14 protein-coding genes are annotated in these 15,804 nt (G+C 71.3%); 6 read left to right on the top strand and 8 right to left on the bottom strand.

The features are described from left to right. Nucleotides 1–31 precede the first annotated feature (31 nt). On the top strand, nt 32–406 hold the full coding sequence (locus tag Apa02nite_RS52605) for a 2'-5' RNA ligase family protein (RefSeq protein ID WP_486303508.1): 375 nt from the start codon (nt 32–34) through the stop codon (nt 404–406). 539 nt (nt 407–945) lie between these two features. On the opposite strand, the gene Apa02nite_RS51085 is transcribed toward Apa02nite_RS52605, so the two are convergent. The 4 genes from Apa02nite_RS51085 to Apa02nite_RS19280 form a co-directional block, all read right to left on the bottom strand. Then, the gene (locus tag Apa02nite_RS51085; protein WP_373873000.1) at nt 946–1,491 is read right to left on the bottom strand and encodes a hypothetical protein; all 546 of its coding nucleotides are present in this window, start codon (nt 1,489–1,491) and stop codon (nt 946–948) included. Between the two features lie 168 nt (nt 1,492–1,659). Continuing rightward, nucleotides 1,660–3,120 carry an MFS transporter gene (locus Apa02nite_RS19290; protein WP_203826210.1) on the bottom strand — a complete coding sequence of 487 codons (1,461 nt, stop codon included), beginning with the start codon at nt 3,118–3,120 and terminating at the stop codon, nt 1,660–1,662. 69 nt (nt 3,121–3,189) lie between these two features. After that, entirely contained in the window at nt 3,190–3,636 is a 447-nt protein-coding gene (locus tag Apa02nite_RS19285) for a MarR family winged helix-turn-helix transcriptional regulator (protein ID WP_373872989.1), read from the bottom strand. A gap of 101 nt (nt 3,637–3,737) precedes the next feature. Then, nucleotides 3,738–5,162 carry an NCS2 family permease gene (locus tag Apa02nite_RS19280; protein ID WP_067693203.1) on the bottom strand — a complete coding sequence of 475 codons (1,425 nt, stop codon included), beginning with the start codon at nt 5,160–5,162 and terminating at the stop codon, nt 3,738–3,740. Between the two features lie 233 nt (nt 5,163–5,395). On the opposite strand from Apa02nite_RS19280, the gene Apa02nite_RS19275 reads away from it, so the two are divergent. Further along, complete coding sequence (locus Apa02nite_RS19275; protein ID WP_067693478.1) at nt 5,396–5,608, top strand: DUF2530 domain-containing protein; 213 nt, start codon at nt 5,396–5,398, stop codon at nt 5,606–5,608. On the opposite strand, the gene Apa02nite_RS19270 is transcribed toward Apa02nite_RS19275, so the two are convergent. Next, complete coding sequence (locus Apa02nite_RS19270; protein ID WP_067693475.1) at nt 5,605–6,444, bottom strand: DUF3027 domain-containing protein; 840 nt, start codon at nt 6,442–6,444, stop codon at nt 5,605–5,607. The two genes, Apa02nite_RS19275 and Apa02nite_RS19270, sit on opposite strands and share 4 nt — an antisense overlap. An 85-nt stretch (nt 6,445–6,529) precedes the next feature. Here Apa02nite_RS19270 and Apa02nite_RS19265 point away from each other — a divergent pair, with 85 nt between their 5' ends. The 4 genes from Apa02nite_RS19265 (at nt 6,530) to Apa02nite_RS19250 (ending at nt 11,157) form a co-directional block, all read left to right on the top strand. Further along, nucleotides 6,530–8,362, top strand: a complete 1,833-nt coding sequence (locus tag Apa02nite_RS19265) for an MFS transporter (RefSeq protein ID WP_203826209.1) — start codon at nt 6,530–6,532, stop codon at nt 8,360–8,362. After that, nucleotides 8,359–8,994 carry a futalosine hydrolase gene (locus Apa02nite_RS19260; protein ID WP_203826208.1) on the top strand — a complete coding sequence of 212 codons (636 nt, stop codon included), beginning with the start codon at nt 8,359–8,361 and terminating at the stop codon, nt 8,992–8,994. Before Apa02nite_RS19265 ends, Apa02nite_RS19260 begins: the two co-directional genes overlap by 4 nt. 149 nt (nt 8,995–9,143) lie before the next feature. Then, complete coding sequence (locus Apa02nite_RS19255) at nt 9,144–10,298, top strand: MFS transporter (protein ID WP_232344231.1); 1,155 nt, start codon at nt 9,144–9,146, stop codon at nt 10,296–10,298. A gap of 256 nt (nt 10,299–10,554) precedes the next feature. After that, complete coding sequence (locus tag Apa02nite_RS19250; RefSeq protein WP_203826207.1) at nt 10,555–11,157, top strand: TetR/AcrR family transcriptional regulator; 603 nt, start codon at nt 10,555–10,557, stop codon at nt 11,155–11,157. Here the strand turns inward: Apa02nite_RS19250 and Apa02nite_RS19245 are convergent. Genes Apa02nite_RS19245 through Apa02nite_RS19235 form a run of 3 tightly spaced genes read right to left on the bottom strand, consistent with a single transcriptional unit; the run spans nt 11,132 to nt 15,758 of the window. Continuing rightward, the gene (locus Apa02nite_RS19245) at nt 11,132–12,481 is read right to left on the bottom strand and encodes a GH1 family beta-glucosidase (RefSeq protein ID WP_373872987.1); all 1,350 of its coding nucleotides are present in this window, start codon (nt 12,479–12,481) and stop codon (nt 11,132–11,134) included. The two genes, Apa02nite_RS19250 and Apa02nite_RS19245, sit on opposite strands and share 26 nt — an antisense overlap. Nucleotides 12,482–12,492: 11 nt before the next feature. Continuing rightward, entirely contained in the window at nt 12,493–13,734 is a 1,242-nt protein-coding gene (locus tag Apa02nite_RS19240; protein WP_239164402.1) for an MFS transporter, read from the bottom strand. Continuing rightward, a complete protein-coding gene (locus tag Apa02nite_RS19235) occupies nt 13,731–15,758 on the bottom strand; it encodes an amidohydrolase family protein (protein WP_203826206.1) in 2,028 nt (675 codons plus the stop codon). The genes Apa02nite_RS19240 and Apa02nite_RS19235 overlap by 4 nt, the downstream gene beginning before the upstream one ends. Nucleotides 15,759–15,804 lie beyond the last annotated feature (46 nt).

Below are 15,804 nucleotides of genomic sequence, written 5' to 3'. Positions count from 1 at the left end.
TGGCTCGGCACCGCACCCACCCGGCGATGAGGTGCCGCCCCGGCCCGCCGGCGAGGCCCCGCGCCCGCCCGAGGTCGTGCTCGAGGCCGTTCCCCGGCCGCCGTCCTTCCGACTCCGGCTCACCGGTGGCGGCCGTTTCGGATCAGTCGGCTGGGCCGGGCTGGGCGGTGACCTCCAGGCGCTCCGGGCGCTGCGGGAGTCGATCCGGGTCGCGCTGACCGACGCCGGCCTCCCCATCGACCCGCGCCCGTTCCAGCCGCACCTGACCGTCACCTACCGCGCGGCGACCGACCTGCTCCCGACCCTCGACGGCTACGTCGGCCCGGACTGGCCGGTCACCCACTTCGCCCTGGTAGAAAGCACCCACGGCGAATACCACCCCCGCCACACCTGGCCCCTCCCCTAGCCCCGCCGCCACACAGTCCCCACCCACGCACCCACGCGACAGCCGCCGCACCCCAGACCGCCACGCGCCTCCCGCCCACCGGCTGGCTCTCAGGGGTGCCTCCGCACCCCTGAGACACCCCTCACCACCAGCCGGCGGTAGCGGCTGCCTCGGAGGCCCGAAAACAGCCGCCACCACCAGCCGACGCCGGTGACGTGCCCACGGCCCGGACTACCGCGGCCCCGGCTGGTCCCCAGAGGTGCCTCAAAAACGCCGAGACACCCCCGACAACCAGCCGACGCCCGGCGACGTGCCCGCGGCCCGGACTGGCGCGGGCCTGGCTGGTCTTCAGGGGTGTCTCGGGGGTGCGGAGGCACCCCTGAGAGCCAGCCGATGACAGGGAGGCGCGCAGTGGTCTGAGGGGGGTGCGGGTGTCGCGTGGTGAGCGGGGTGGCGCGGGAGGCGCGGCCGGGGCCTGAGGGCGCGCGGCCGCGCGCGAGACTGTCACGGGACGTGGCTAGTAGCCTGCGGACGGGACTCGCTATTCGTACAAAATGGAGTTAAAGGCCGCGGAGGGCAAGACCCGCAGCTTCCAGGCGATCCTCGACCCGGAGGCGTTCGATTTCGCGGTCGACGCCGGTCAGGGGCTGGAGGTGTTCGGGCACGCCGAGGCAGCGGCAGGCCAGCTGCAGCCGGATGTCGTAGGCGCGCATCACCGCGGCCAGGCACTTTTCCGAGTAGCGCATCGGGCCGTTGCGGCGTTGGTGATCGAGGCGGCGCAGGTCGTAAGCGAGCTGTTCGATGGGAACCGGTGGCAGCTCGTCCATCCGGACGGTCACGTCAACCCCCTGCATGTCGCGGTCGAACCGGCGAAGATCCCGGTTCTGCGGGCTGGGACGGCGGGCCCAAGGCGCCGGGGCCGAGCCCTTGCGGGGCTGACGGCCCGGCGCGGGCACCCGGCGGAACCCGGCGTGGCGCCGGGGGCGGCGGCCCGAGGGCAATGGGGTCGCGGGCCGGGGTGGAGTGGAGCGCCGCCGCACGATGCGGGCACACGACAGGCCGAGCAGCGTTACCCACGCCGCCGAAATCACGACCAGTTGCGCCATCGCCACGATTCGACGCTAAACCCGGATCGGCCGAGTCGGAACACCCGTTCGGCGGACTGGATCTGCCAACTACCTAAATGCCAGGTTCCTTACCGACATCGGGCACCCTGTCCGGTCAATATATCCGACAAATCACCCACCAAGGTCGACCACGAACGGGTGACACCCTCAGACCCGGGCGACCGGCTTGCCAGGAAGCGGTTTCACGTGAATCCGGACCACGGCGGGCTCAGAAGCGGACGATCCAGAAGCGGCCGATCCAGAAGCGGCCGATCCAGAAGCGGCCGGCTCAGAAGCCTCCGGTCCAGAAGAGGCCGGCTCAGAAGCCTCCGGTCCAGAAGAGGCCGGTCCAGAAGAGGCCGCCGCCTCCACCAGATGCACCCGAGGCCGCGGGTGGAGGTCGAACGCCAGCCGATCCCCGCTGGCCCGCAACTGCCAGACCAGAGCGACCACCGACGCCAGGAACGAGATCAGCCCGCCCATCCAGATGCTCGACGGCACCCCGTACTGCTCACCCCACCACCCGGCCAGCGTGGCGCCGATCGGCGTGGAACCGAGGAACACCAGAACGTAGAGCGACATCACCCGGCCGCGGTACTCCGCGGCCACGCCCATCTGCACCCGGTGGTTCGCCGCCTGGGCCAGGTAGATCGAGAAGAACCCGGTCGGCACGAGCAGCACCATGGCGACCACGAAGTTCGGCGCGAAGCCGACCGCGAACTCGAACACTCCGAAGAGCAGCGCGGCGCCGATCACCCGGTACGCACCGGGCCGGGCCCGCCGCGCGCTGCCGGCCAGGGCACCGCCGAGCGCGCCGACCGCGAGAGCCGTGGTGAGCAGGCCGAACGACGACGCCCCGGCGTGAAAGTTGATCTTTGCGAGGGCGGCCAGGGTGACCGGGAAGTTGAAGCCGATCATGCCGACCACGGCCATCAGGGCGATCGGGAGCAGCAGGTCGGTGCGCTTGCCGACGTATTTCAGGCCGTCCAGCACCCGGGCGTCACCGCGAGAGGCGCGCTCCAGCCCGTACAGCTCGGTGGTGTTCATCCGCAGGTAGGTGAAGACCGGCGCGATGGCCAGTGCGGTGGCGATCAGGAACACGCCCCGGGTGGACAGCAGGGACAGCAGCACACCGGCCAGCGCCGGGCCACCGATCCGGGCCGTGTTGAAGGTGGCCGCGGAGAGGGCCAGCGCGTTCGGCAGCAGCGGGAGCTCGACCAGCTCGGAGACGAACGCCTGCCGGACCGGGGTCTCCACCGAGTTGGCGATGCCGAGGAGCACCGCGAACAGGTAGACGTGCCAGAGCTGGACAATGCCGGCGGACACGATGATCGCGAAGGCGACCGCGGTGACGGCGAAGACGGTGTTCGCGACGATCAGGAGCTTGCGCTTGTCGTACCGGTCGGCCAGCCGCCCGCTGTAGAGGGTCAGCAGCATCACCGGGACGAACTGCAGGGCGGTGACCAGGCCGAGTGCGGCCGGCGAGTTGTTCGAGAGCTCCAGGACCAGCCAGTCCTGGGCCGTGAACATCATCCAGACGCCGATCAGCTTGATCAGCTGGCCACCGGCGAAGAGGCGATAGTTCCGGACTTGCAGGGATCGGAATGTCGTGTGCAGCACTGCCCGCATGCGGTTGTGCCCCCTCGCCTCGGTCGTACGCGTCATCGTCGTGTGACGAAGCGGAACGACCGGCGAAGATCAGCCGCGGGCGACGCGCTGCATGATCTCCGCGGCGCGCGCCAGGGTCTCCCGTTCCTCGGGGGTGAGCCGGTCCAGTTCCACGGCCAGCCACTCGTTGCGGGCCCGCTCGTGCAACGCGTAGACCGCCCGGCCCTCGTCGGTGGCGGCCAGGATGACCTGGCGCCCGTCGGTGGGATGCGGTGTCCGTGCCACGAGCCCGCGCTCCTCCAGCTTCCCGACGATCTTGGTCATCGTCGGGGGCTGCACCCGTTCCATGTCGGCGAGCTCACGCGGAGTCAGCGCACCGGCCAGCTGAAGGCTGGTCAGCGCGGAAAGCTGACTGAACGTCAGGTCACCGACCGGGCGGGCCTGCCGGACTCGCCGGCTGAACCGGATGATCGCATCCCGCAGCGTTTTGGCCAGCAGGTCTGCCGTGCGCTCCGTCGTCATCACCCGCTCCGTCACGATACTTAGCCTAGCTAATGAGCATGGCTAACGACATGTGTAGACACCTATGACAGCCGTCACCGGGCCCGCAGGCGCGCGCCCGGTGACGACAGAAAACCTCAGAGCACCCAAGTCTCCAACGGACCGCGGGCGAAGTACAGGACGAACAGGGCGGCCACGCCGTACAGAATGGGGTGGATCTCCCGGGCCTTGCCGGTGCTCGCCTTCAGCACGACGTACGAGATGATCCCGGCCCCGATCCCGTTGGAGATCGAGTACGTGAACGGCATCAACGTGATCGTCAGGAAGGCCGGCACCGCGAGGGTCCAGTCCGACCAGTCGATCTGCCGGACCGCCGTCATCATCAGGAAGCCGACCACCACCAGCGCGGTCGACGCGGCCTCGAACGGCACCACCTGCACCAGCGGCGCGAAGAACATGGCCAGCAGGAACAGCCCGCCGGTGACCAGGTTCGCCACTCCGGTCCGGGCACCCTCACCGACCCCCGAGGCGCTCTCCACGAACGAGGTGTTGCTGGAGACGCTTGCCGCGCCACCGGCCGCCGCCGCGATCGAGTCGACGAGCAGGATCTCCCGGGTCCTCGGCGGCATGCCCTCATCGTCGAGCAGCTCACCCTCCTGACCCACCGCGACCATCGTGCCCATGGTGTCGAAGAAGTCCGCCACCAGCAGCGTGAAGACGAACATCAGCGCGACCAGCCAGCCGGCGTGCTGCCAGGAGCCGAGCACGTTGAAGTGGCCGAGCAGCGAGAGGTCCGGGGTGTCGACGACCTTCTCCGGCATCCGCGGGACGTTCAGCGACCAGCCGTGCGGGTTGGTGACGACCGAACCGACGCCGGTGATCGCCTCCACCACGATGGCCAGCACCGTGGTGCCCAGGATGCCGATCAGGATCGCGCCCTTGATCTTGCGGACGAAGAGCACCAGCGTGAAGAGCAGGCCGATCGCGAAGACCAGGGTGGGCCAGGTGAGCAGCTTGCCGCCGAGGCCCAGCTCGACCGGGACGGTGGTGTTGGAGGCGTCCGGCACCCGGTGCACGAAGCCCGAGTCGACCAGCCCGATGATCATCAGGAACAGGCCGATGCCCACCCCGATCGCGGTCTTGAGCTGGGTCGGCACCGCCCGGAAGACCGCGGTGCGCAGGCCGGTCAGCACCAGGATGCCGATCAGTACACCCTCGATCACCACCAGGCCCATGGCGTCGGCCCAGGTCATCTGGGGTGCGATCTCGTACGCGACGAGCGCGTTCACCCCCAGCCCGGCGGCCAGCGCGAGCGGGAACCGCGCCACCACGCCCATCAGGATGGTCATCACGCCGGCGACCAGCGCGGTACCCGCCGCGAGGGCGGCCAGCGGCAGGTGGGCGCCCTTCTGGTCGGCACCCCCGGCCAGGATCAGAGGGTTGAGCACCACGATGTAGGCCATCGTGAAGAACGTGACGAAGCCGCCACGGATCTCGCGGCTCAGCGTTGAGCCGCGCTCGGTAATCTGGAAGAAGCGGTCGAAACCGTTCGTCGGGGACATGCTTGCCCTTTCGGGTGGCACACTGAGGACCCGCGCATGCTGCCAGACCCGAGTTGACCTCGGCAAAAGCGGAGTGGTGTTACAACTCTCACGTCCCGCGCCGAGACGTTCCGTAATGGTCGTACCCTGTCGGAGTGAGTGACCTGTCTCCCGCGACCCGGGCTGACGATCCGCTGGCCGGTCTGAGCGTCGTGACCGGCACCAAGCCGCGCCCCGAGCCGCTCGACCCGCCGATGGTTCCGTTCGCCATCGCCGGCATCGTGGCGTTCGCCATCGCCTCGCTCGTCTGCTGGCTGGCCGACGCGCCGACGGCGTGGCTGCACACCAGCCTGACCGGGCTCGTCCTGGGCGCACCCGGCCTGAGCACGATGATCGTCCACGACCGGCACCGGAAACGGCGCCGGGCGCTGTCGCACCCGGCGTTCCGTGTCGAGGAGAGCTCCTAGCTGTGGCCGTAGTCCTCGGCGGGCTCGCCTGACTCGACCGAGCCGTGGCCGCGGCTGACCGCGACCGTCTCGACCTCGCTGTCGTCGTAGACCGTCGGCAGCTCGTCGACCGGGTGCTCGGCGGTGGCCAGCAGCGCCTCGGAGTGCGCTCCGCAGCCGTGGTCGGCGCTCACCGCGCGGCCGTCGTCCGGCGCGTACAGGTTGCCGCAGACGCCGAAGACCTGCTGCAGCGAACCGGCCAGCGGCAGGTAGAAACCGCAGGTGCCGCAGCGGGCGTTGCGCGGGGCGGCGGTCGAGATCGGCGCTTCCGGGCCGGAGTCGCCGTCATACCACCGCTGGGCCGTTTCCATCCGGCCCTCCTTCGACATCACCCGGGACCGGCCCAGGCCCAGCTCCCAGGAGCCCGCCTCGACCGCGGCGTCGTCGCTGAGCACGTAGCCCGGGGCGAGCCGGTCGTCGTCCGGCGCGGTCGGCATCAGGTCACCGACGCCGAGGTCACCCGGCTGCACGCGCTCGTTCCACGGCACCCAGCCGGGGGCGAGCAGCGCGTCGGGGCCGGGCAGCAGCACGGTCTCGCAGATGGTGACGTGCCGGCTGCGCGGCACCCGGGTCACGGTGACCGCCCAGCGCCAGCCTCGATAGCCGGCCAGGTGCGACTCGAAGAAGTGCGTCACCAGGCGGTCGCCCTCGGCCACCGCTTCCAAGTGATCGCCGACATCAGTGGGGTCCACATCGGTGATCGCACCCCGGGCCACCCCGACGGCATCGGCACAGACCTGGTCGAGTCGGGCGGCGCGCACAGCGGTCCTGGAGGTCACCCACCCATTGTTGCCTATGCCACCCGGTGCCACCGCAACGACTCCCCAGATACCTGTGCACAGAGGGGGACGCGAGTCGACCGGATCAGTCAGGATGGTTCCCATGCCGCTGCTTCCCACAATCGGACGCACCGTCGGCACCGGCGTCAAAGCCGTGCGCCTGGTGGTGCGTGGATCCCTCGGCGCCGGAGCGTGGGCGACCCGCCGGGTCGGCACCGCCCGGGCCCGCGGCGCCGCCAACGAGATCGGCATGATCCGACTCTTCGACCTGCACGCGGTGTCCTGTGCCGGCGACGCGCTCATCGCGATCGGCCTGGCCGGCACCATCTTCAGCGTCCCGCTCGGCGAGGCGCGCAGCAAGGTGGGCCTCTACCTGCTGATCACCATGATCCCGTTCGCGCTGCTGGCCCCGGTGATCGGCCCGCTGCTCGACCACTTCCGGCACGGCCGGCGCTATGCGCTGGCCGTGACCATGCTGGGCCGGGCGTTCCTGGCCTACGTGCTCTCCGACAACCTGCACACCTGGGCGCTCTATCCGGCCGCCTTCGGCATCCTCGCCCTGTCCCGGGCCTACGGCGTGGCCCGTTCCGCCGCCGTTCCCCGCCTGCTCCCGGACGGGGTCGGCCTGTCCCAGGTGGGCGCCCGGGCCAGCGTCTACGGCACGTTCGCCGGCGCCTTGGTCGCCCCGATCGGCCTGCTGGCCTTCACGTTCGGGCCACAGTGGCCGCTGCGGGTGGCCACGCTGATCTTCCTGGTCGGCATGGTGGTGGCGCTGCGTCTGCCGCCCCGCGCCGACTCCGACCCGCCCGAGACCATGCCGCGCGCCTGGCGCACCGTGCTCGGCCTGGGCCGCGGCTCGGACCGTCCGCTCTCCGGCCGGCTGGTGCTGGCCACCCTGATCGGCAGCGCCGGCCTGCGCCTGCTCTACGGTTTCCTGCTGCTCTACCTGACCTTCGCGATCATGGCCGGTGACCTGAGCACCACGGTGCTCGGTTATGAGCTCACCAAGGGCGCCGCGGTCGGCCTGGTCGGCGGCGCGCTGGCCCTGGGCACGTTCCTGTCCACCGCGGCCGGCACCGGTCTGCGCATCCGCCGCCCGCTCGCGCTGCAGTCCAGCGGCCTGATCGTGACCGCCGCGATGGCGATCCTGGCCACGGTCTTCTACAACCTGGCCACGATCACCCTGCTGGCGCTGCTCACCGCCACGTTCAGCGGCATCGCGAAGCTGGCCGTCGACGCCAGCATCCAGGAACGCGTCCCGGAGCGGCTGCGCGCCACCGCGTTCGCCCACTCCGAGACGGTCCTGATGCTGGCCTGGGTGACCGGCGGCGGCATCGGCCTGATCCCGCTGACCGGCCGCCTCGGTGTGGCCCTGGCCGCGGTCCTCGCGGTGCTGGCCGCCGCGCGGGCCGCCTGGATGGCCGCCCGCCTGCACAACGAGCGCCTCGCGGGCCGGCCGGAAGGCACGGGAGACATCGAGGGCGACGTCAAGGCCGCTGATGCTTCCGACCGCGCCGTTTCCGGTACGACGATGACCACCGACCTGGCCGTCCCGGCGCCGACCGACCCCTGGCCGGAGGCCCCGACGGTGCCGCACCGGGCCGGGCACCAGCCGCCGACCCCACGCCGTCCCGCCGACGCCCCGCCGCCGGGCACCCGCGACTTCGACCCAGTGCCCCGGGAGTCCCGCCCCGGCAAGGCCGACACGACGCTGGTGGAGAAGCCCCGCACGAGCCGTGGCTGGTGGCCGGGCCGGCGCAAGCCCAAGCCCACCACCGCCGAGCAGCCCGCCGCGGAGAAGACCGAGCCGGCCCCGGCCCCGGTGGCGAAGACCGAGTCCCCCGTGGAGAAGGCGACCCCGCCCGCTCCGCCGGGTTTCCACGTCTACCGGCCCTCGTCGGCTGACCAGAGCGCACACACCGGCGAGGACTCGTGACCCCGTACCCAATCTTGGTCGTCACCGCGGTCGACGCCGAAGCCGAAGCCCTCCGCGCGGTCCTGGCCGATGCGGTAGTGGTCGAAGCCGTAGGCGTCGGCCCGGCCGCGGCCGCCGCCGGAACCGCCCGCCTGCTCGCCCGGAGTGACTACCGCGCCGTGCTCAGCGTCGGCATCGCCGGCGGTTTCCCCGGCCGCGCCGACGTCGGCGGCACGGTGCTCGCCACCCGCACCATCGCCGCCGACCTGGGCGCCGAGTCACCCGGCGGGTTCCTCCCGATCGAGGAGCTCGGCTTCGGCAGCAGCACCCTGGAGACCGATCCGGCCCTGCTCAAGGCGCTGCAGGCCGCGCTGCCACACGCGGTCACCGGCGACGTTCTCACGCTCAGCACGGTCACCGGCACCGCCGAGACCGCCGCCCGGCTGGCGGCCCGCTTCCCGCAGGCCGTCGCCGAGGCCATGGAGGGTTACGGCGTCGCCACCGCCGCGGCCGGTGCCGGTGCCGGTGTGCCGTTCGCCGAGCTGCGGTCGATCTCCAACCCGATCGGTCCCCGGGACCGGGCCGCGTGGCGTCTGGCCGACGCGTTCGCCGCCCTGCGCGCCGCCGCTCCGGCCCTGGGGCAGCTGCCCTGACCGCTTTACACCGTCCTGGAAGACCGCATGGCAAGAACGTGAATTCTTTTACAAAGAAGTTGTTGCTGTTGATGATCGGGCCCGGCATGCTGCGCTGAAGAATGTGACTTTCGTCGCTGGACCGTGAGCGAGGCAGCAGGATGAGCGACATGAGCGCCGGGGCCCGGGCCCGATTGATCGGTGCCGGCTATGCGGCCCAGGGGCTCGGGTATGCCGCGGTGGTCACCGCACTGCCCGCGTTCAAGGAGCGACAGGGCATCGACGACGCGTTCGTGTCCGCGATCCTGCTGCTCGTCTGCGTGGTCGCGGCCGGCGGCTCGGTGATCGCCGAGAAGGTGGCGGCCCGCTGGGGCAGCCGGTACGCCCTGGCCGGCGGCCTGTTCCTGGTCGGCGCCGGTCTCGCCGGGACGACCGTCGGCACGCCGAACGCGCTCTTCGTGGTGATCCTGCTGTGTTACGGGATCGGTCTGGGCACGGTGGACGCCTCGCTCAGCATGCAGGGCGTGCTGGTGCAGGCCCGGCTGGGTCGCAGCGTGATGAGCCGGCTGTTCGCCGCGTACACGGCCGCCGCGATCGTGGCGGCGCTGCTGATGTCCTGGTCGCTGGGCCGGGGCAGCGGGGCGACGATCGCGGTCGGCGCGGCGGCCGGGTTCTCCGTGCTGGTCGGGCTGGCCGGCTGGCGGGGCTTCGAGCCGGCTCGTACCGAACGCTCCAGTGTGGTTCACGAGGCCGGCGGCCGCGCGGTGCGCCGGGTGGTCTGGGTCTGCGGAATGTTGATCTTCACGGCGTTCCTGGTGGACTCCGCGGTGAGCACCTGGAGCTCGGTCTACCTGAAGGACTCGCTCGCCGCGAAGGCCTCGGTGGTCCCGCTCGGCTATGCCGCCTACCAGGCGATGGTGCTGGTCAGCCGCCTGTTCGCGGACCACATGGTGCCGCGCGCGGGCCGGGTGGCGATGGCGGTCGGCTCGCTCGCCGTCTCCGGCGCCGGCTGCGCCCTGGTGGTGTTGCTGCCGTCGGTGCCCGCCGCGGTCGTCGGTTTCGCGATCGCCGGCATCGGTGTCGGCGTCCTGGTCCCGCTGGCGTTCAGCGCGGCCGGCGAGGCCGCCGCGGAGAGCAGCGACGAGGTGATCGCCCGGGTGAACCTGTTCAACTACGGCGGCGCACTGCTCGGCGCGGTCCTGCTCGGCGCGCTCTCCGAACCGATCAGCCTGCGGATCGCCTTCCTCATCCCGGTGCTCGGCGTGATCCTCACCCTCCCGCTGGCCCGCCGCCTGCGCCACCTCACGGTCGCTCCGGTCTCATAACCCCTATTTGGTACGAATAGGGAGCGCACGTCCGCAGGCTACAAGCCGAGTCCCGCCCGTGAGGCGGACGCGAGCCCGTGGCCACTCCCGACCGCAGCGCGCCTCCAGGTCCCGGCTGGGCCTCAGGGGTGCCTCCGCACCGCGGAGGCACCCCTGAGAGCCAGCCAAAGTCGGGAGTCGCGGCCGGGCCTCGAGTGGCACGGTGTCGCGGAGGTGTGGGGCGGGAGGGGAAACACTCGCTGGATAAGCTGGGCGGGTGCCTAGGCTGGTGGACCACGAGGTGCGGAAGGCGCAGCTCCTCGCGGCCACCTGGCGGGTGGTGCGGGCGCGCGGCGTCGAGGGCACCACCACCCGGGCGATCGCCGACGAGGCCGGCTGCTCGCTCAGCGTTCTCGCGCACTTCCTCGGCGGCAAGGACGACATCCTGGTCGCGGCACAGCACGCGGTCTACGAGCAGATCGTGGAGCGCGCCTTCCGGATCGGCGGTGACCGATCCGGATTAGCCGCTCTCCGCGCCGCCCTCGACGCGGTGCTGCCGATCGACGAGGAGCGGGCCGCGGACGCGCACGTCAACGTGGCCTTCGCCGGTGCGGCACTGTCGCATCCGCTGCTGGCCGAGTCCCGCCGCGCGTCGCACCGGGCGATCCGCGTGCACCTGCGCACCTGCCTGCGCGAGGCCCGTGAGCTGGACGAGCTGCGGGTCGGGGTGACCGATGAAGCGGTGATCGACGACTTCATCATCCTGGTCGAGGGCAGTTCGCTGCTCAGCCTGGTGGACGGCTGGGCCGAGGAGGGCCGGGCCGAACGCCTGACCCGCCTCGCCGACGACTTCGTCAGTCAGTTGCGCCACACCCGCTGATCAGGTCGCGGTACCAGTACCAGGAGTCCTTCCGCGTCCGGGTAAGGGTTTCCTGGTCCACGTGGACCAGGCCGAACCGTTCGTCGTAACCGGCGGCCCACTCGAAGTTGTCGAACGCCGACCAGACGTAGAAACCGTCCACCCGCACGCCGGCGTCGATGGCCGCCTTGACCGCCCGCAGGTGCGCGTCCAGATACGCGATCCGGCGCGGGTCGTGCACCCGCCCGTCCGGACCGGGCGGCGCGTCGTGGAAGGACGCGCCGTTCTCGGTGACGATCACCGGCGGCAGCGCCGGGTACCTGTCGCGCAGCGCGACCAGGATCTCGGTGAGCGCGCCGGGCACGATCGCCCACCCGAAGTCGGTGCGTTCGTCGCTCTTCACCGGCACCGGCGAGAACGGCAGCCCCTCCGGGATGTCGACCTCCAGCACCCCGGCGTAGTCCTTGCCCTCGCGGGGCGCCTCGACCGCGGTCGGCTCGTAGAAGTTGACGCCGTAGAAGTCCAGCCGGGCGCCGATCAGTTCCAGGTCGCGGTCGAGTTGTGCGCCGGACGTGCCGATACCGGCGCGGATCATCTCGTCCGGGTAGTCACCGAGCAGGATCGGGTCGGAGAACGTCCAGTTGGTCAGGTTGCGGAACATCTCGGCGGCGAACTGGTCGGCCGGGTCGTCGCCGGCCGCGGAGACCGGGAAGTGCTGGTTGGCGATGCCGATCGCGCCGGCACCATGCGTGCGCAGCACCTGGACGGCCAGCCCGTGCGCGAGCAGCTGGTGGTGGGCGGCGGGCAGGGCGGCCAGGCCGAGCCCCCGGGCCGGCGCGTGATCGGTGAGCGCGTACCCGTACAGGGTGTGCACGTTCATCTCGTTCATCGTGATCCAGTCACGGACCCGGTCACCGAGCCGCAGCGCCACGGCACTGGCGTAGTCGGCGAGCCGGTGCGCGGTGTCCCGGTTCAGCCAGCCGCCCCGATCCTCCAGCTCCTGCGGCAGGTCCCAGTGGTAGAGCGTGGGAACCGGGCGGACCCCGGCGGTGAGCAGTTCGTCCACCAGCCGGTCGTAGAAGTCCGGGTCGGCCAGCGCGCGGGTCCAGGAGATCGAGAAGCGGTAGTCCTGCACACCGGCCTCGGCGATGTGGCCGACGTCCTCGGCGTACCGGTGGTAGTGATCGATCGCGGTCCGGCCGTCCTCGCCGTGCCGGACCGTGCCGGGGCGGGCCGTGAACGTGTCCCAGATGCTCGGGCCCTTGCCGCCGACGTCGGCCGCGCCCTCGATCTGGTACGCCGAGGTCGCCATGCCGAACCGGAAACCGGGGGGAAACTGGATCAAGGAAGGTCCTTTCACGACAACGCTTTCAGGCGGGGCAGGCACAGCAGGGCCAGCACGGCAAAACCCGCGGTGAGCAGGTAGAGCGCGGGATAGCCGCCGAGCCGGGTGACGATCGGCGCGGCGACGACCGGGGCGAGCAGCTGCGGCAGGGTGCCGGCGATGTTGGCGACGCCGAGCATGGTGGCCCGGGTCTCGGCGTCCGGCAGGACGTGCGTGATCACCGCCATGTCGACCGCCACGTACGCGCCCCACCCCGCGCCGACCAGCACCGACGCGACGATCACCACGGCGACGACCGGGAACAGGGCCATCAGCGTGGTCCCGGCGGCCAGAATCACCCCGGCCGCCACGACGAACACCTTGCGGCGCTGCCAGCGGTCCGACAGCACCCCGCCGGCGAACCCGAACAGCCCGGCGAACAGCACGTTCACCACGGTCAGGATCAGCACCCAGGTCGCCGCGTCGGTCACACCGACCCGGTCCGACAGGTAGTAGAAGAGATAGACCAGCACCAGCGCGTTGACCAGGTTGAGCAGGAACCGGATCAGCCAGGCCCAGGCGAACTGGGCGCCCGGGCGCAGCAGCACCGACCAGTTCGTCGGCCCGGCCGCGACCCGCGCGACGCCGCTCCCGTCGTGCCCATCGCGCCCATCGCGCCCGTCGCGCCCATCGCGCCCGTCGCGCAGCAGGAGCAGGGCGGCACCGAGCGCGGGCACCGCCACGGCCACCGCGATGTAGCCGGGCGCACCCTGGCCGACCGCGACGGCCAGGGCGGTGCCGAGCACCACGCCGACGATCTGGGCGACGCCGAACAGCGCGCCGACCGTGCCGCGCTGCCGTTCCGGCACCCGGTCGCCGATCATCGCGGCCAGCGCGGCGAGCGGGCCGTTCAGCCCGACCTGGACCAGCACCCAGCCGGTCATCATCAGCGCCCGCGAGTCGGCGGCCGAGAGGACCAGCAGGCCGGCCACCCCGATCACGGTGCCGGCCACGAAGATCGGCCGGCGCCGGGCGCCCATCCGGTCGGAGAGCACCCCCCAGAGCGGGTTGGCGATCAGGGAGGCGCCCGCACCGACCGCGGTGACCAGTGCGAGCAACGACTCCTTGCCACCCTCGCCGGCCAGCCGGGCGGCATGCTCGGGCAGCAGGATCTGGATCGGGCCGAACCAGCCGGCCGCGACCCCGATCATCGCCAGTGCGTACGCGACCATCCATCGCGTACGCACCGGCGTTTCGGTGACGACTTCCGTCACGAGCGGGCCTTTTCCCACATCGTCACGTACGCCTCGGCCCCGCTCATCAACTGCTTGGTGAGCAACGCCTTGTCCGAGCCGGCCTGGTTGGTCAGGTCGGTGATCCAGTCGGCGTACAGGCCGTACTGGGCGACGCCGTCGGTGTTCAGGTCGAAGGTGCGGGTGCCCCAGACCTGCTTGGCGACCTTGGTGCCGTTCGTGGCGGTGAACGGGTAGGTGAGCGGGCTGGCGCCGGCGGTCAGGCGGGGCGCGGCCTGCGGGCCCAGCCCGTTCACGTCCGAGCCGACCCCGTACCCGGTGATCTTCGTGCCGTTGGCGAGGGCCTTGTTGGCGCGCCACTCGTCGAGGAACGTCGGCGTGCCGGTGCCGTCGTCGGTGGCCGCGAACGCGTAGGAGGCGACGAACCCGCCGAGCCCGAGAACCCGGTTCACCAGGGTCCGGTCGGCCCAGGTGTGCACCGAGGTGACCCCGGCGTACCCGGCCTGCTCGGCCAGGTCGAGCACCGCGGTCGCGGTCTTCACGCTCATGTGGTCGATGTGGATGACCATGCCGCGGTCCATCATCTTCTGGACCAGGTACTTGCCGAGCGCGGTGAGCCCGCGGACGTTGCAGATCTTGCCGCTCGGGTAGACCGGCAGGATCGCGCCGGCCGGCAGGTCGACGCCGAGCGCGAGCAGCTTCGCGAGGTCGTCGCTGACGATCGGCTGCTCGTTGTCGGACGGTCCGGTGCAGCTGGTCGCCTGCCACCAGTGACCGGTCGAGATCAGGTTGCCGACGTTCACCGCGGCGCCGGTGACGCCCTCGTCGAAGCGGGTGCCGCCGAACGCGTTGTCGAACTTGTGCACCGGGTAGAACCCGCTGACCCCCATGGCCTGCAGCTCGTTGAGCCCGGCGTCGATCTGCGCGGTGGTGCACTGCGGCACGTCGTTGACCTCGCGGCAGCCGAAGATCTCCGAGTTCTCCACGCCGATGGTGACGGCGAGCTTGCCCTGTGCCGCGATCGCCCGGACCTCGGCCGGCGTGGTGGCCAGCCGGAACCAGCCCTTGCCGGGTCCGCCGCTGCGGGCGTCGATGTAGTCCTGCATCTTCCGCAGGTACGTCGACTGCGCCCGGATCTGGTCCATCTCGTCGCAGGAGGTGTGCTCCAGGGTCAGCCCGCAGATCACCCGGTTCGCCACCAGCAGCACGTTGAGCACCCGCTGGCCGGACTGCCAGGCCCGTTCCAGGCTGCGGAAGTACGACGCCTCGTGCAGCATCGTGTCGTTCTGCGGCCAGTCGGTGAAGCTCGGCCAGCCCTGCTCGGACGAGTTGATCGGGTCGGTGCCCGCGATGATCGCCTCGAGCAGCGCGCCCCAGCCCAGGGTGGCGTGCGAGGCACAGCCGGCCAGGGCGACCGGTGCGCCGCCGGCGGCGTACGCGTCACCGCAGTGCAGCGAACCGCCGAACGCCTCCGCCGCGGTGATGTGCGCGTGCGCGTCGATCCAGCCGACCAGCTTGCCGCTGGAGTCGACCGCCGGGTTCGGTGTGCCGCTCACCCCGGTGGTGATGTCCGGGATCGCCGCGCAGCCGGTGGCCGGTGCGAACGCCACGGTCCCGCTGCCCGCGCCGAGCCCGCCGAGGTAGGAGCCCATCTGCTGCCCGGTGGCCGTGCTGACCAGCTTGTACTTGCCCTCGGAGGAGCTGACCGTCCAGTCCGCCCGGTCGCCGTACTTGTCGCCGGCCCAGACCCAGCCGACCGTGCTCTGGTACGGCGGCGCGCCGGTGTGGTCACGCAGCTGGTAGCGGCCGAGCTGGGTGGCCTCGAAGCGGAACGGCTCGGCCTTGGTGGCGGTGCCGGTGAAGCCGTAGCCGACCGAGTCCTTGAAGACGTAGCCGAGCGATGCGGTTCCGTTGAACACCTGGAGGGTGACGCACGAGCCCTCCAGGTCATTTGCGGGCGTCCAGGTAGCCGCGGCTTCGGCGGGCGCGGACAGCCCACCGACGAGGCCCAGCACCAGGACGCCCGCGAGCAGCTTGCGAGCCACGGGACACCCCCTTGGTAGATCAGTTGATCCTGCAAGGCGGAGTGTA

The organism is Actinoplanes palleronii (assembly GCF_016862315.1).
Lineage (GTDB): Bacteria > Actinomycetota > Actinomycetes > Mycobacteriales > Micromonosporaceae > Actinoplanes > Actinoplanes palleronii.
The sequence above is the reverse complement of the archived record's forward strand: the minus strand, read 5'-3'. Positions and strand labels throughout refer to the sequence as shown.

Coding starts and splice junctions, on each gene's coding strand:
- Apa02nite_RS51085 (WP_373873000.1), bottom strand. CDS start 1,491: ATGGCGCAACTGGTCGTGATTTCGGCGGCGTGGGTAACGCTGCTCGGC.
- Apa02nite_RS19290 (WP_203826210.1), bottom strand. CDS start 3,120: ATGCGGGCAGTGCTGCACACGACATTCCGATCCCTGCAAGTCCGGAAC.
- Apa02nite_RS19280 (WP_067693203.1), bottom strand. CDS start 5,162: ATGTCCCCGACGAACGGTTTCGACCGCTTCTTCCAGATTACCGAGCGC.
- Apa02nite_RS19275 (WP_067693478.1), top strand. CDS start 5,396: ATGGTTCCGTTCGCCATCGCCGGCATCGTGGCGTTCGCCATCGCCTCG.
- Apa02nite_RS19265 (WP_203826209.1), top strand. CDS start 6,530: ATGCCGCTGCTTCCCACAATCGGACGCACCGTCGGCACCGGCGTCAAA.
- Apa02nite_RS19255 (WP_232344231.1), top strand. CDS start 9,144: ATGAGCGCCGGGGCCCGGGCCCGATTGATCGGTGCCGGCTATGCGGCC.